Genomic DNA, 14,895 nt, shown 5'->3' with positions numbered 1-14,895 from the left:
AACCCTCTCACATGGATACCCACAAATATCCGGCTCAGGTCACGATCCGGTAACCCGAACGGGTGAGGTCCGCGTTCGCACCAGGGAATACGGTAACGGAACGCCTGTCCCGTGACGATTTGGCCGGTGTACGACATGCGGGTGAAGCGGGTGCGAGTGTCTGAATCCAGAAGGAAATGCGGTCTCGGCAGCCTGTTCGCCACGGCGGCGGCGGTGACTGTCGCGCTGGGTGGCGTCCTTGCCTGCATCGACCTGGTGACTTCGCCCACGGGCACGCCCACAGGAGCCGGTGACGCGCTCGTGCTGGCCGAATCGCGGCCGCTCGCGATCGACATTCCGGCGATCGGGGTGCTCAACCAGGCCGTTTTCTCGCTCCGCGTCACGCCGGGCGGCAAGCAGGAGGTGCCCGGCACGGTCGGTTCGCTGGGCTGGAAAGCGTCTTCACCCACCCCGGGTCAGGCCGGTACCGCCGTCATCACCGGTCATTCCGGGTTCGGTTACGAGACAGGGCCGTTCAAGCGGCTGAAAGAGCTCAAGACCGGCGACACCATCACCGTGACCCGCGAGGACGGCAAGCGCGCGGTGTTCACCGCGTACCGGGTGGACAACCCTGGCCCATTCGATCCGCCGAAGGAGACCGAAAGCCCGGAACTGCGGCTGACGACCTCCCCCGACGACTTCGACATGCACGGCGACTACTCGCCGCTGGTCGTGGTCAGCGCGAAGCTGACCCGCGCTTCCTAGACCAAGGACTCGCGAGTGGTACGGCCGGTTCTAACCGGCGAAAACACTCACGACCCCCGCACAGCAGGCTCGCCCGCACGCGCGTGGCCCGGCTTGGGTGAGGGAGGCCCTCACCGCGAGCAGGTTGGCTGAGTACGAAATGCGTCGTTCAGAGCCTGTTGCTTTTTGCTGTTGTGGTGTCTTCGGCATCGTCCGGTCTCTGGCTTGGCCGCCGGGCCGGGCCGGGGTGGGGTTCAGGTGGTGCGGATCTGGGCGGTGGTGATGCCCTTGGTCCAGAGTTTGAGCAGGTTGGTGACTGCGGCGGCGAGGGAGAGTTCGGCTTGGGCGGCGGTGAGTCCTCGGCGGGCGAAGCGGGTGAGCCCGCGGCGGTCTTTGAGCCAGGCGTTGGGTGCTTCGATCATCGCGCCGCGTCGTCGGTAGAGGGTCACGCCTTCTGCGGTGCGTAGCCGGTGGTTCATCTTCTCCCGCGCGGTGGCGTTCTTGGGTGGGTCGCCGGTGGCCGGGTCGGTGGCGGCTCGAGTGTTCACGGTGCGGCCTTTGGCATCGGCGATGAGACGGTCCGGGCCCGCGGTCTCAAGGTTGGCGGTCGAGTCGTAGCCGGCGTCGCCGATCATCACGCCGACGGTGAGGTCACCGCGGCCGGTGCGCCGGGCCAGCTTCCCGGCGGTGGCGAGGACATCATCGGCGGTGGGCACGAACTGGTCGAGGTCGTTGGTGTCCTGGGTGGCGCGGGCGGACACGAGGAATTCGTCGTCGCTGACCGCGGTCTGGCAGTTGTAGCCCTGGACCCAGCCGTTGCGGGTCTTGAGCAGCCGTGATTGCGGGTCGGTCGTGTTCGCCACGAACTTGTCGGTCTGCGTCTGGGATTTCGCGGTGGCGGCGGCCTGTTCAGCGCGGGAGAGCGCGGCCTCATAGGCGGCGCGGGCCCGCCGGACCCTGCTGTGATCCTCCGGCGGCACCGCTGCTTTCCCCGACGGGCGGCGCCCGCCGCCGGATCGCATCTGGGCGTGCCAGGCCTCCCAGCGGGACACCGCTGTGGCTCGCTCCCGGTCCAGGCGTGCTCGGGCCACCGCGACCCGGTCCGCGCCTCGCGGCGGGGCCCCGCCACGGGTGAGGCCGGCGGCGACCGCGGCGTCATAGGCCCGCGCGATCTCAGCCCGCCCCTCGCCGGCCTGCTCGGCCGCGTCGCGACGGGACTGGATCTGCTCCAGCGCGGCCGTGATCCGTTCACCGCGACGGGTGCGGTCACGCAGGTCCGGTGGTGGTTCGTCGCCGCGCCGGTCGGCGCCGAAGCGGGCGTCGTCGGCCGCGTCGGTCTGCGCGGTCTCCTCAACGAACTTCTCGGCCAGTTTCCGCAGGTGAGCCTCGGTGCGGTTGGCGTCCTTACTCGCGTTGGCGGCGATCTTGGTGCCGTCGAACGCGACCACCCCCAGCGACACCATCCCCAGTTCGGCGGCCAGCACCAGCGACTCGGTCAGCAGATCCGTCAGCGCCGCCTCGTGACGCTGGCGGAACCGGGCCAGCACCGTGTGATCCGGGATGTCCTGCGCGCAGATGATCCGGAACGCCACATCGGTCAGGCACAACCGCTCGATCCGCCGCGACGAGGACACCCCATGCGCCATCGCATACACGAACAACGTCAGCAGCATCTCCGGGTCATACCCACGCCGCCCGACCCCACCACGCTTCGCCGTCGCGTGAAACGCCGACGTGTCCAGCCGCCCCACCACCGCGATCACGAACCACACCAGATGATCATCCGGCAACCAGTCCGCCATCGACGGCGGCAACAGAAACTCCTGCTCACGATCAACCGGCCGATAATCCCTTGCCACACAACAATTATCCCAAGTTGCCACACGTGCAACAAGATCATCAAGCCATGTCGAGCCAGTTCAAAAAGCAACAGGCTCTTCAACGCCGCAAATCCCACTCAGTCAACCTACTTGTCCACCGTATGTGGGTCGTGAGCGTTGCGGACGGTTCTAACCGCCCGCAACGCTCACGACCCCCGTCACCCCACAACGCTCACACCCTCACGAGCTAGAGCAGGTCGCGCAGGCGGGTCACGGCGTCGACGCGGGCCTCGCGGCCCGGCAGCAGCGGGTTGACCACCAGCGTGGTCGCGCCCGCCTCGCGGAACGCGGCGACGCGCTCCTTCACGTACCCCGCGGGCCCGACGAGCGAGATCGCGCGCAGCAGCTCGACCGGGACGGCCGCGGCGGCCTCGTCCTTCTTGCCGTCCAGGTACAGGTCCTGGATCTCCTTGGCCTCGGCTTCGTAGCCGTACTGGCAGGCGAGCGTGTTGTAGAAGTTCTTGCCGCGCGCGCCCATCCCGCCGATGTAGAGCGCCAAATACGGGCGAAGATGATCAAGTAGTCCGTCAACTTCGTCGCCGATCGCGAGCGCCGTGCCGACGACCGTGTCGAGTTCGCCGAGCGACGGGTCCCGCTTGGCCTTGCCCTCGGCCAGTGACGCGCCCCAGACGCCGGCCGCCTTCTCGGGGTGGAAGAAGATCGGCTCCCAGCCTTCCGCGACCTCGGCGGTCAGCGCGACGTTCTTCGGGCCGAGCGCGGCCAGCAGGATGGGGATCCGTTGGCGCACCGGGTGATTGATCAGCTTCAGCGGCTTGCCGAGGCCCGTGCCCTCCTCGGCGGGCAGTGGGATCTTGTAGTACTTGCCGTCGTGGACGACCTTCTCGCGGCGCCACACCTGACGGCAGATGTCGATCAGCTCGCGGGTGCGGCCGAGCGGCGCGTCGTACTTCACGCCGTGGAAGCCCTCGATGACCTGGGGGCCGGACGCGCCGAGGCCGAGTGTGAACCGGCCGTTCGACACGAAGTCGAGGCCGGCGGCGGTCATCGCGGTCAGTGTCGGCGTGCGCGTGTAGATCTGGAAGATGCCGGAGGCGATTTCGACGGTGGACGTCTTCGCCGCCAGGTACCCGAGCTGGCTGACCGCGTCGAACGAGTAGGCCTCCGGCACGAACACGATGTCGAGCCCGGCCTTCTCCAGCTCGACGATGTCCTCGACGCTCTCGGCGAAGCCGCCCGAGTAGCTGATCGCGGTACCGATCCGCATTACTTCTCCTCCGTCACGGCCGGGACCACGCGCCCCGCCACCTCGCCGAAACCGATCCTGGCGCCGTCGGGGCCCGGTGCGGTCGCGGTAATGATCACCTCGTCGCCGTCTTCGAGGAAAGTGCGCTGTGACCCATCTGGCAAGTCGAACGGTTCACGCCCGCCCCAGCTGAGCTCCAGCAGCGAGCCGCGCTGCTCCTTCTCCGGCCCGCTGACGGTGCCCGACGCGAACAGGTCGCCGGTGCGCAGGCTCGCGCCGTTGACCGTCAGATGCGCCAGCTGCTGCGGCGCCGTCCAGTACTGCGTCGCGAACGGCGGCCGCGCGACGACGTGCCCGTTGAGCCGGATCTCCAGCCCGAGGTCAAGGCCCCAATCGGCGTCACAGCGCAGGTACGGCAACGGCTCGGGATCCTGCGGCGGCGCCGCGACGCGCGCGTGCCGAAGCGCTTCGAGCGGCACGATCCACGGTGACACGGACGTCGCGAACGACTTGCCGAGGAACGGGCCGAGCGGCTGGTACTCCCACGCCTGGATGTCGCGCGCGGACCAGTCGTTGACCAGGCAGACGCCGAAGACGTGGTCCTCGAACGCGTCGGCGCGGACCTGCTCGCCCAGCGCCGACGGGGTGCCGACGACGAACCCGACCTCCGCCTCGATGTCGAGCCGCAGCGACGGGCCGTAGGTCGGCGTTTCCTCGTTGCGTGGCTTGCGCTGCCCGCTCGGCCGCACGATCGGCGTGCCGGACGCGACCACGGTCCCGGCGCGCCCGTGGTACGCGATCGGCAGGTGCTTCCAGTTCGGCGTCAGCGCGTCGGTGTCGGTGCCCGCGACCCGGAAGATCTTGCCCGCGTTGACCGCGTGATGCTCGTTCGAATAGAAGTCGACGTAGTCCGCGACCTCGAACGGCAGGTGCAGCCGGACTTCGGCCAGCGGCAGCAGATGCGGCGTGACGAGTTCGCGGTGCGCCGCGTCCGTGAGCCACTCGGTGACCTTTTCCCTTACCAGCGACCAGGTTTCCCGGCCTGCGGCGAGGAACGGGTTGAGCGACGGTCCCCAGAGGACGGGCGCGAACGCCGCACCCGCCGCCTCGGCCAGCGTGCCGGCGTCGAGCACGAACGAGCCGACCGCGATACCGACGCGGGGCTCCTGGCCTGACCGCGAGAACACGCCATAGGGCAGGTTCGCGAGGCCGAAAGCCGTGTCTTCCGGCAGGTCCAACCAAGTCACTGAGCCGCCACCCAATCTTCGACGAGTTTCGCGAGCACCGGCAGCGGAAGGACCCCGCTGCCGAGCACGACGTCATGGAACGCCTTGATGTCGAACCGGTCCCCGAGCGCCTTCTCGGCCTCGGCACGCATGCGCTGGATCTCCAGGCGCCCCACCATGTACGACAGCGCCTGCGCGGGCCAGCCCGCGTACCGGTCGACCTCGGCCTCGATCTCCAGCGGAGTCATCGGCGTGCTGTCCCGCAGGAATCCCACCGCCTGCGCGCGGCTCCAGCCGAGCGCGTGCATGCCGGTGTCGACGACCAGCCTGCCCGCGCGCAGCGAGTCCTGGAGCAGCATGCCGAACTTGGCCACGTCGCCGGAGTACAGCCCCATCTCGTCGGCGAGACGCTCGGCGTAGAGCCCCCAGCCTTCGGAGTAGGAGTTGACCTCGGCGATGCGGCGCAGCAGCGGCAGCTCGGTCAGTTCCTGCGCGAGTTCGATCTGGAAATGGTGCCCCGGAACGGCTTCGTGGAACGCGATCGCCTCGGAAACGTGCCGCGGCCGCTCGTGCGCGTCGAAGGTGTTCGCGAAGTAAGTGCCCTCACGAGAGCCGTCGAGCGCGCGTTCGATGTAGTAGCCCATCGTGCCGCCGTCGGCCTGCGCGGCCGGGATGGCGTCGACGAGACACTTCGTCGGGGGAACCGAGTTGAACCACCGCGGTGCGACCGTTTCCGCGCGGGCGATAGCGGCGCGAGCGGAATCCAGCAGCTCCTCGCCAGAGTTCCAGCGCAACGCCGGATCGGTGCGCAGCCGCTCGAAGATCTCCGCGAGATCGGTGAGCCCGAAGACACGTTCGCCAAGCTCACGGTATTCGGCCTTCAGCCCGGCGAGCACGCTCAGTCCGAGTTCGTGCAGCTCCTCGGCGGACATCGAGACCGTGGTGTGCACCCGGATCAGCTTCGCGTACTTCTCGGCCCCGCCAGGCAGCCAGGACAACCCTGGCCGGGTGTCCGGCCGAGCCCGCGGTTTCACTTCGAGTGCGAGGAAATCCTTGTATCGTGTGAAAGCCGGGTGCACGACTTCGGCGAGCAATCGGTCGCGCTCGGCCACGAAACCGTCGAAGCCGGGATCGACCAGCAGCGGATCGGACTCCGGCGACGCGAGATAACGCTCGAAGAAGTCGACTCCCATGTCGACCAGGAAGTTCACGGGCGCGAAGCCCTCGCCGAGCGCCGCACGCTGCCGCTCGATCACACCATCCACATAGGACCCGATGGCCGCCAGCCTGGTCAGGAAGCCTTGTGACTTTTCCTCATCTGTCAGCGAAAGAGACGGCAGCAACAGCAACAACCGCTGCACCGGCGCGCTGAACGCGTCGCTGACCGTGTAATCCGGCAGCCGCGAGTCCAAGACGTCGAGCATGCTCTTCGCTTGCTGGACGATGACATCGCGCGTCACCGTGTCCGTGGTCACGGCCGCTTCGGCGCGGGCGATGACGTCGGCGAGCGCGGCGCGGATTGGTCGTTCACCCGCCACCGTCGGGTCGGGCAGCTTGCCATGGTCGACGGGCAGCCCGAGCAGCGACGGCCACAGCGGGTCGACGGCGAACCTGATCTCGATCAGCTCGTCGGCGAGCGCTTCGATCATGCCGAAGCCCAAGCCTTGACCACTCCGTCCAGCACCGACATCGGCAGCGCGCCCGCGTTCAGCACGACATCGTGGAACTCCTTGATGTCGAACCGGTCCCCGAGCGCCTTCTCGGCCTCCGCGCGGATGCGCTGGATCTCCAGGCGCCCCACCATGTACGACAGCGCCTGCGCGGGATTGCCCGCGTACCGGTCGATCTCCTTCTCGATCTCCAGCTGCGCCATCGGCGTGTTGTCACGCAGGAAGTCGACGGCCTGGCGGCGGCTCCAGCCGAGCGCGTGCATGCCGGTGTCGACCACCAGCCTGCCCGCGCGCATCGAATCCTGGGTGAGCATGCCGAGTCTGGCCAGATCCCCGGAATACAGGCCCATCTCGTCGGCGAGACGCTCCGCGTAGAGGCCCCAGCCTTCGGCGTAGGCGTTGATGTCGGCGTTGCGGCGCAGGAACGGCAAGTCGGTCAAACCCTGCGCGGTGACGATCTGGAAATGGTGCCCTGGAACGGCTTCGTGGAACGCGATGGCCTCGGCGGTGTGCCGCGGGCGTTCCTGCGCGCCGAAGGTGTTCGCGTAGTAGACGCCCTCACGCGAGCCGTCGAGCGCGGGCTCCAGGTAGTACGCGATCGTGCCGCTCTCGGCGTCCGACATCGGCACGGCGGCGACCTGGCACTGCTTTTCCGGCACCGAGTTGAACCACTGCGGCGCGACGGCTTCGGCACGCGTGATCGCCTCGCGCGCGGCGTCGAGCAGCTCTTCGCCCGAATTCCAGCGCAGTGCCGGGTCGGTGCGCAGGCGCTCGAAGATCTCCGCCAGGTCCTCGGTGTCGAACACGCGCTTGCCCAGCTCGCGGTATTCGCTCTCCAGGCCTTCGATCACGCGCAGCCCGAGGTCGTGCAGCTGCTGCGCCGAGGCGGCCGTGGTGGTGTGCACGCGGATGAGCTTGGCGTACTTCTCCGCGCCGCCCGGCAGCCAGCACAGGCCAGGCTCGTCGTCCGGCACGGCACGCGCGAGCACGCCGACGGCCAGGAAGTCGCGATAGCGCGCGAAAGCCGGGTAGACGACCTCGGCGAGCAGCCGGTCGCGCTCCTCGACGAACCCGTCGACCTCGACCGTCGGCTCGATCCGCAGCTGGTCCGTCTCCGGGTCGGCCAGGTACCGGTCGAAGTACTCGATGCCGATCTCGACCAGGAACTTCGCCGGCGCCAGGTGATCGTCGAGCGCGGCGCGCTGCCGCTCGATCATCGTGTCCACATAGGACGCGATGGCGGCGAGCCTGGCCAGGTAGCCACGCGCCTTCTCTTCGCTGTTCAGCGTGAGGCTCGGCATGACCAGCAGCAGGAACTGCACCGGCGCGGCGAACGCGTCGCTCACCGAGAAGTCCTGGACCCGCGAGTCGTACAGGTCGATCATGCTCTGAGCCTGCTGGATGATCACCTCGCGGGTGACCGCTTCGGTCGGCGTCAGCGTGGCCGGGTCGACCGCTTCGGTGCGGGCGATGAGGTCGGTGAGCGCCGCGTGCGTGCGCCGCTCCCCCTCGACGCTCATGTCCGGCAGTTTGTCCTCGTCACCCGGCAACCCCAGCACGGACCGCCACAGCGGGTCCGCGGTGAACCGGATTTCGGTGAATTCGTCCGCGAGATCGTTGATCATGCTCGTGCCCATTCCGTGACGACGGCGTCCAGTACCGAAAGCGGCAGCGCGCCGCCGCCGAGCACCAGATCGTGAAACGCCTTGATGTCGAACCGTTCCCCCAAGACCGCTTCGGCCTCGGCCCTGATGCGCTGGATTTCGAGGCGCCCCACCATGTACGACAGCGCCTGGCCTGGATAGACGATGTAGCGGTCGATCTCGGCCTCGATCTCGCCCTTGGCCATCGGCGTGTTCGCGACCAGGTAGTCGATCGCCTCCTGACGGCTCCAGCCGAGCGCGTGCAACCCCGTGTCCACGACCAGCCTCCCCGCGCGCATCGAGTCCAAGGTGAGCATGCCGAGCAGCGCGATGTCATCCGAATAAAGCCCCATTTCGAACGCGAGGCGCTCGCTGTAGAGGCCCCAGCCTTCGATGTAGGCGTTGAAATCGCCGAGCCTGCGCAGCAACGGCAGCTCGTCGAGGCCCATCGCGGTGCTCAGCTGGAAGTGGTGACCGGGGATGGCCTCGTGGTACGCGGTCGCCTCGGCGGTGTGGCGCTGCCGTTCGGTGGCGTTGTAGGTGTTGGTGAAGAAGGTGCCTGGCCGGGATCCGTCGAGCGCCGGTGGCATGTAGTACGCCGCAGGCGCGCCGGGCGCCGCCTCCGCGGGGACCGGCTCGACCACCCATGGCTGCGGCGGGATGCGGCCGAACCACTTCGGGGCTTCGGCTTCCGCGCGGCCGATCGCCGCACGCGCGCTCTCCAGCATCTCTTCCGCGCCGGTCCAGCGCAGCGCCGGGTCGTTGCGCAGCCGCTCGAAGATCTCGGGCAGGTTGTCCGTGCCGAACACCCGCTGCCCCAGTTCGCGGTACTCCTCGTTCAGCTTCGCGATCAGCGCGAGCCCGGTGTCGTGCAGCTCCTGCGGTTTGCGGTCGGTGGTCGTGTGGTGCGACGCGAGCAGCGCGTAGATCCGCTCGCCGTCGGGCAGCCAGCAGACGCCCGGCTTGTCGGCTGGACGGCCGTGCGGGGCGATCTCGGTGGCGAGCACCTCGCGATACGCGGCGAACGCGGGCCGCACGACGTTGGCGAGCAGGTCGGCGCGGCGGTGCGCGAAGTCCTCGTCCGGCGCGGGCTGGCGCAGCAGCGGGTCGGCGTCCGGCTCGGCCAGGTACCGGTCGAGATGGGCGATCGCGGCTTCGACGAGGTGCGCGACCGGCACGAGCCCGTCGGCGACACCCTCGCGGTGCCGCCGCGCCACCTGGTCGAGGTACTTGGGAACGGCGGCGAGCCTGGCGAGCTGAGACTCGGCCTGCTCGGCGTCGCCGACGGCGACCATCGGCAGCGTGGCGAGCAGCCCCGACGCGGGCGCGACGAAGATGTCACTGATGGTGAACTCGTCGACCCGCGCGTCGACCAGCTTGATCTTGCCCTCGGCCTGCGCGATCAGCACCTCGCGGGTGACCGACGGCTCGAGTGCCTTCGCCCGCTCGACGAACGATGCGAGCGTCGCGCGGAAGGCTTGATCGGCTTCGGCGCTGACGTCGCCGAGTCCCTGGCGCGTGGACGGCATCCCGAGCAGGGCAGGCCAGAGCGGGCTCTGGTCGAACAAGGCTTCCACGAACTCGTCGGCGAGCGCCGCGACATCACTCATGATGGCCACCCTAACCGTGCGGTAGCGTTCGGCGAGTGGCTGTGACCGATCCTCAGGATGCCCGAATCCTCGCCGCGCTGGCGGAGACGGGCAAGGCGGCCGTGCACGAACTCGCCGCGAAGGTCGGGATGGACCCCCGCGAGGTCGCGTACCGGCTGGTGGCGTTGTCCGGCAGTGGTTTGCCGCTGCTCGTCGGTGTCGAAAGCGACTCGAACGGACTGCGCGCGGCACTGCAGCAGGTCCAGCACCCAGCGCCGCCCCAGCATCCCGTCCAGGGCACCCCATCGGGTGTTTACGGCGCCCAGCAGGGCATCCCGCAGAACCGGCCACCCGCGCAAGGGACGCCGTCCGGCCCGTACAACGTCCAGGGCACGCCGTCCGGGATGTACAACGTGCAGGGCACCCCGTCCGGGCGCTACCAGGGGCCGCCGCCTCGGCAGGCACCTCCCCAGCCGCCCCCGCCTCAGCGTCAGTTCGCCCCGCCGCCTCCGCCCGACCCGGTGCTGAGCACCTGGGGCCCGCCGCAGAGCGCGTCGTGGGCACGCGGCGACGAGCCGTCGTCCGCGCCGAAACCCGGCAACGGCAAGCGCGGCCGCATCGGCGAGGTGATGGAGACCCAGGGCCTGGAGGGCGAGCAGCTCACCATCCAGCTGCTGGAGGTGCAGGACCCGGCCGACTTCCTGTTCAGCGCGGCCGGCTACCGGCTCGACGACGGTGAGCGCGCGGTGGTGGTCCACACGGAGATCACCAACCGCGGCGGCATCCCGTTCGCCTCGCTGCCGGACAACTACCTGGAGCTGCTCACCGCCGAGGGCAAGACCATCGGCAAGGCGCCGGTCTCGCTGACCTCGCGGCCGCCGCACAAGATCGGCGTGCCGCCGGGGGAAACCCTCGGCGGGCACACCGTCTACGTGCTGCCGGACGCGACCAGGGTGGTCAGCGTGCGCTGGAGCCCGCGGCCGGAGCCGGACGAGCGCACGCTGACCTGGTCGATCGACGACTAGTTCTCGGCGCGGAGGATCTTGAGCGCCTTGGCGAGGTCGTCCGGGTACTCCGACTCGAACTCGACCCAGCGGCCGTCCGACGGGTGCGCGAACGCGAGCGTCTTGGCGTGCAGCCACTGCCTGGACAGGCCGAGCTTGCGCGCGAGCGCCGGGTCCGCGCCGTAGGTCAGGTCACCGACGCACGGGTGCCGCATCGCCGAGAAGTGCACGCGGATCTGGTGCGTGCGGCCGGTCTCCAGCTTGATCTGGGCCAGCGAGGCCGCGCGGAACGCCTCGACGACCTCGTAGTGCGTGACGCTCTCGCGGCCGCCCTGCACGACGGCGAACTTGTAGTCGTGCTTGGGGTGCCGGTCGATCGGCGCGTCGATCGTGCCGCGCGTCGGGTCCGGGTGACCCTGGACGATCGCGTGGTAGCCCTTGTCGACCGTGCGCTCCTTGAAGGCGCGCTTGAGCACGGTGTACGCGTGCTCGCTCTTCGCGACGACCATGACCCCGGTCGTGCCCGCGTCGAGCCGGTGGACCACGCCTTGGCGCTCCTCGGCGCCGGAGGTCGAAATCCGCAGGCCGGCGGCGGCGAGGCCGCCGATCACGGTCGGGCCGGTCCAGCCGGGGCTGGGGTGCACGGCGACGCCGACCGGCTTCGAGATGACCACGATGTCGTCATCGTCATGCAGGATCTCCATGCCCTCGACGGGCTCGGCGACGACTTCGAGCTTGTTGCGCGGGTCGGGCAGGGTGACCTCGACCAGGCCACCGGCCACGAGCTTGTCCGACTTGCCCGCGGTGCGGCCGTCGACCAGCACCTCACCGGCCTCGGCGAGCTCGGCGATGACGGTCCTGGACAGGCCGAGCATCTTCGCGAGCCCGGCGTCGACCCGCATCCCGTCGAGCCCGTCGGGAATGGGCAGCATGCGCGCGCTCACTTGGCTTCCTTCTTGTTCTTGGTGTCCTTTGTGGACGTTCCGTCGTAGTCCTTGCCGAGCAGCGACATCAGCACGATCAGCGCACCGCCGACGCAGATGCACGAGTCGGCGACGTTGAACACCGCGAACCCGCGCCCGTCCGGCGCGAACGCCGAGATGAAGTCGACGACATGCCCCTGGAACGGCGACGGCGCGCGGAAGATCCGGTCCACCAGGTTCCCGAAGGCGCCGGCGAGCACCAGCCCCAGCCCGATCGCCCAGCCGACCGACCGCAGCCGCCTGGCGAGCCAGATGATCGCGACGACCACACCGAGCGCCACGATGGCCAAGATCCACGTCATGCCCGTGGCCAGCGAAAACGCCGCGCCCGGGTTCCGCACCAGCTGGAAGTACAGCAGCCCGCCGAGAACCTTGACCGGCTCCTTGCCCTCCAAAGTGGACACCACGACGATCTTGCTGATCAGGTCGGCGGCGAACGCCACCAAGGCGACCGCGAAGACCAGCACGATCCGCCGCTTCGGCAGCGGAGGAGCCTCCGGCTGCTCGTCGGGAACGGTGTCTGGCTGCGATTCGGGCTCGGTGCTCACCTGCCCATTGTCCACTAGGTGCCCGCGGGCCCCGGTATGCCCCGCTTCGCGAGCGCCACGAACGCCCCGGCGAGCACCACGGCGGCCGGAATCAGCAACCCCGCCTGCCCCGGCGTCAGCAGCAACGCCGTGAGCAGGAACAACCCGGCGACGACCCCGAGCAGCACGCTCCGCTCCAGCCAGACCAGCACCAGCAGCCCGGCGGTGACGATCACCGGATCACGCAGCTGCGCCGACAACCCGAACCCGGCATACGAGACGAATTCGACCACCGCGATGGCCACGACCCCGCCGAACGCGACCCCCAGCGTCCGCGGCAGCGGATAAGGCGCACCCGCCCGCCTCGCCTTGACCGCGTACCAGGTCACGGTGGCCACCAGGACGACCGCCATGAGGTACGGCCAAAGCCTGGTCACATCGCGGTCGAACGAGAAGTTCAGCTGCGCTTCGTACGCTTCGCTGGACATGAACACCTTCGAGTACCCGAAGTGCCCCGACGCCTGGTCGGTGTAGCCGTACGGGGAAGAGTCGAACCAGCCCGCGGAGACAGTGGCTAGCGCGGCCATGCCGATCTGCGCGAACCCGAGCAACGCCAGCGGAAACCAATACCGACTCCCCATAGCCCGAGTTTAGCCAAGGCCCGTGAGCGCCAGGGGTCGTGAGCGATACGGCCGGTTCTAACCGGCGAAAACACTCACGACCCCTTCTTCGGCTGCCCCGTCCGCGGCAGGGTCGTGGCGTAGGTGAGTGCGGTTTGCGTCGTCCAACGCCGCAAACCGCACTCACCCTGCCCTAAACGACCCTCAGGCACTGGACAAGCAGGTTGACCGTGCGGGTTTTGCGTCGTTCAACGACGCATCTCCCACACAGCCACCCCCGGCCGCAGCCGAGCAACCAGACACGCCACCTTCGACCTTCCGCTCAATAGAACCGCCCGCAACGCGCACGACCCCATCCAGCGAACGGCAAACTCGCGTACGCCAAGCGCAAACTCGCGTACGGGAACCAAGGTCCCCGAGCGCCAGGGGTCGTGAGTGGTACGGCCGGTTCTAACCGGCCTAAACACTCACGACCCACTCAGCGCAGGAACTCAGGGAGTTCGCGGGGGTCGTCGGCGGGCGCCCAGCGGCCGTCGACCTTGGCGTAGGTCCAGCGCGCTCCCCTGGCGACGATCTGCCGGAGCGCGAGCAGAAGGCGGTCGATGTGCTCGTCGGTGGTGCCGAGGCCGAGGCTGACCCGCAGCGCCTGCTGGCCCGTCGCGCCCGCCTCGCCGATCAGGCGCTTGGTCGCGATGTGGGCGCAGAAGGCGCCGTCGCGGACGCCGATGCCGTACTCGGCCGAGAGGACCGCGGCGACCCAGCCGGGCTCGAAGCCGTCGAGCACGAAGCTGAGCGTGCCGACCCGGTCGACCGGCGCGTCGAACAGGCTCAGCTCGGTGAGGCCGGGTACCGCGGCGAGGCCCTTGCGCAGGCGCTCCAGCAGCACGGTTTCGTGCTCGACGACCTCGTCCCACTGCTTCGAAAGCGTCTGGCAGGCGACGCCGAGCGCGTACACGCCGACAGTGTTGGGGGAACCGGCCTCGTGGCGCTCGGGGCCGTTGTTCCAGACGACCGCGTCGCCGGTGACGACCTTGGTCGCGCCGCCGCCCGCGAGGTACGGCTGGGCCGCGCGCAGCCAGTCGGCGCGGCCGATCAGCGCGCCGGCGCCGAACGGGGCGTAGAGCTTGTGGCCGGAGAAGGCCACGTAGTCGACGTCGAGTTCGCGCACGGAGATCTTGCGGTGCGGGGAAAGCTGGGCCGCGTCGAGTGCGATACGGGCGCCATGCCGGCGGGCGACGGCCGCGATCTCCTTGATGGGCAACAGTTCGCCGGTCACGTTGGACGCGCCGGTGAGCACGACCAGGCGCGGTCCCTCGGGACACCCGGCGAGCGCACTGTCCACAGCGGACACTGCCGCCAGCCTGGTGCGCGGGGTCTGGATCCGGCGGACATTCGGGCCACGCCAAGGCAACAGGGCCGCGTGGTGCTCGGTGTCGAACACCACGACCGAGGTGCCCTTGGGCAGGCTGCGGGCCAGCAGATTGAAGGAATCGGTGGTGTTGCGGGTGAACACCACGGTGTCGGTGGCGCGGGCGTCGACGAACTCGCGCAGGATGCCGCGCGTGCGCTCGTAAAGCTTGGTGGAGACCTGCGAAGCGAAGCCCGCGCCGCGGTGCACGCTCGCGTACCAGGGCAGGAACTCGTCGACGGCGTCGCGGACCGCGCTGAGACAGGGCGCGCTGGCCGCGTGGTCGAGGTTGGCGTAGCCGATGGTCTCGCCGGTCACCAGCGGCACGCGGAGGTCGGCGCCTGCGACGGCCGGGATGTCCTGCGTAACAACGGTTTCCGTGCGATCGAGTGCGAGTGTCATGACGCCTCCGGGTCAG

At 69.1% G+C, this 14,895-nt stretch carries 12 protein-coding genes; 2 read left to right on the top strand and 10 right to left on the bottom strand.

The annotated features are described in order from the left end of the window. The first annotated feature begins 156 nt into the window (after nt 1-156). Complete coding sequence (locus tag AB5J62_RS12200) at nt 157-744, top strand: class F sortase (protein WP_370948316.1); 588 nt, start codon at nt 157-159, stop codon at nt 742-744. 233 nt (nt 745-977) lie between these two features. Here AB5J62_RS12200 and AB5J62_RS12195 read toward each other — a convergent pair whose 3' ends face one another. The 6 genes from AB5J62_RS12195 to AB5J62_RS12170 form a co-directional block, all read right to left on the bottom strand. Further along, nucleotides 978-2,582: a transposase gene (locus tag AB5J62_RS12195; RefSeq protein WP_370946284.1), complete on the bottom strand. Its 1,605-nt coding sequence runs from the start codon at nt 2,580-2,582 to the stop codon at nt 978-980. Between the two features lie 208 nt (nt 2,583-2,790). Beyond that, a complete protein-coding gene (locus tag AB5J62_RS12190) occupies nt 2,791-3,828 on the bottom strand; it encodes an LLM class F420-dependent oxidoreductase (protein ID WP_370948315.1) in 1,038 nt (345 codons plus the stop codon). Next, nucleotides 3,828-5,054, bottom strand: a complete 1,227-nt coding sequence (fahA, locus tag AB5J62_RS12185) for a fumarylacetoacetase (protein WP_370948314.1) — start codon at nt 5,052-5,054, stop codon at nt 3,828-3,830. Before fahA ends, AB5J62_RS12190 begins: the two co-directional genes overlap by 1 nt. Beyond that, the gene (locus tag AB5J62_RS12180) at nt 5,051-6,682 is read right to left on the bottom strand and encodes a DUF885 family protein (protein ID WP_370948313.1); all 1,632 of its coding nucleotides are present in this window, start codon (nt 6,680-6,682) and stop codon (nt 5,051-5,053) included. Before AB5J62_RS12180 ends, fahA begins: the two co-directional genes overlap by 4 nt. Beyond that, nucleotides 6,679-8,328 carry a DUF885 family protein gene (locus tag AB5J62_RS12175; RefSeq protein ID WP_370948312.1) on the bottom strand — a complete coding sequence of 550 codons (1,650 nt, stop codon included), beginning with the start codon at nt 8,326-8,328 and terminating at the stop codon, nt 6,679-6,681. The genes AB5J62_RS12180 and AB5J62_RS12175 overlap by 4 nt, the downstream gene beginning before the upstream one ends. Next, nucleotides 8,325-9,956 carry a DUF885 family protein gene (locus AB5J62_RS12170; protein WP_370948311.1) on the bottom strand — a complete coding sequence of 544 codons (1,632 nt, stop codon included), beginning with the start codon at nt 9,954-9,956 and terminating at the stop codon, nt 8,325-8,327. The genes AB5J62_RS12175 and AB5J62_RS12170 overlap by 4 nt, the downstream gene beginning before the upstream one ends. Nucleotides 9,957-9,991: 35 nt before the next feature. Here AB5J62_RS12170 and AB5J62_RS12165 point away from each other — a divergent pair, with 35 nt between their 5' ends. After that, nucleotides 9,992-10,960, top strand: coding sequence for an AsnC family protein (locus AB5J62_RS12165; RefSeq protein ID WP_370948310.1), 969 nt, complete (start codon nt 9,992-9,994; stop codon nt 10,958-10,960). On the opposite strand, the gene AB5J62_RS12160 is transcribed toward AB5J62_RS12165, so the two are convergent. The 4 genes from AB5J62_RS12160 to AB5J62_RS12145 form a co-directional block, all read right to left on the bottom strand. After that, nucleotides 10,957-11,883, bottom strand: coding sequence for an RluA family pseudouridine synthase (locus AB5J62_RS12160; RefSeq protein ID WP_370948309.1), 927 nt, complete (start codon nt 11,881-11,883; stop codon nt 10,957-10,959). The two genes, AB5J62_RS12165 and AB5J62_RS12160, sit on opposite strands and share 4 nt — an antisense overlap. Next, nucleotides 11,880-12,470: a signal peptidase II gene (gene lspA, locus AB5J62_RS12155; RefSeq protein WP_370948308.1), complete on the bottom strand. Its 591-nt coding sequence runs from the start codon at nt 12,468-12,470 to the stop codon at nt 11,880-11,882. The genes AB5J62_RS12160 and lspA overlap by 4 nt, the downstream gene beginning before the upstream one ends. A 14-nt stretch (nt 12,471-12,484) precedes the next feature. Then, nucleotides 12,485-13,090 (bottom strand): hypothetical protein, encoded by a 606-nt coding sequence (locus AB5J62_RS12150; RefSeq protein WP_370948307.1) that lies wholly within the window; start codon nt 13,088-13,090, stop codon nt 12,485-12,487. A 457-nt stretch (nt 13,091-13,547) separates the two neighbouring features. Continuing rightward, a complete protein-coding gene (locus AB5J62_RS12145) occupies nt 13,548-14,879 on the bottom strand; it encodes an aminotransferase class V-fold PLP-dependent enzyme (RefSeq protein ID WP_370948306.1) in 1,332 nt (443 codons plus the stop codon). Nucleotides 14,880-14,895 lie beyond the last annotated feature (16 nt).

The organism is Amycolatopsis sp. cg5 (assembly GCF_041346955.1).
Taxonomy (GTDB): domain Bacteria; phylum Actinomycetota; class Actinomycetes; order Mycobacteriales; family Pseudonocardiaceae; genus Amycolatopsis.
This window is presented reverse-complemented; position numbering and strand designations above follow the sequence as displayed.

Excerpts from the sequence above, each read along its gene's own strand:
- AB5J62_RS12190 (WP_370948315.1), bottom strand. The coding sequence starts at position 3,828 with ATGCGGATCGGTACCGCGATCAGCTACTCGGGCGGCTTCGCCGAGAGC.
- AB5J62_RS12180 (WP_370948313.1), bottom strand. The coding sequence starts at position 6,682 with ATGATCGAAGCGCTCGCCGACGAGCTGATCGAGATCAGGTTCGCCGTC.
- AB5J62_RS12175 (WP_370948312.1), bottom strand. The coding sequence starts at position 8,328 with ATGATCAACGATCTCGCGGACGAATTCACCGAAATCCGGTTCACCGCG.
- AB5J62_RS12170 (WP_370948311.1), bottom strand. The coding sequence starts at position 9,956 with ATGAGTGATGTCGCGGCGCTCGCCGACGAGTTCGTGGAAGCCTTGTTC.
- AB5J62_RS12150 (WP_370948307.1), bottom strand. The coding sequence starts at position 13,090 with ATGGGGAGTCGGTATTGGTTTCCGCTGGCGTTGCTCGGGTTCGCGCAG.
- AB5J62_RS12145 (WP_370948306.1), bottom strand. The coding sequence starts at position 14,879 with ATGACACTCGCACTCGATCGCACGGAAACCGTTGTTACGCAGGACATC.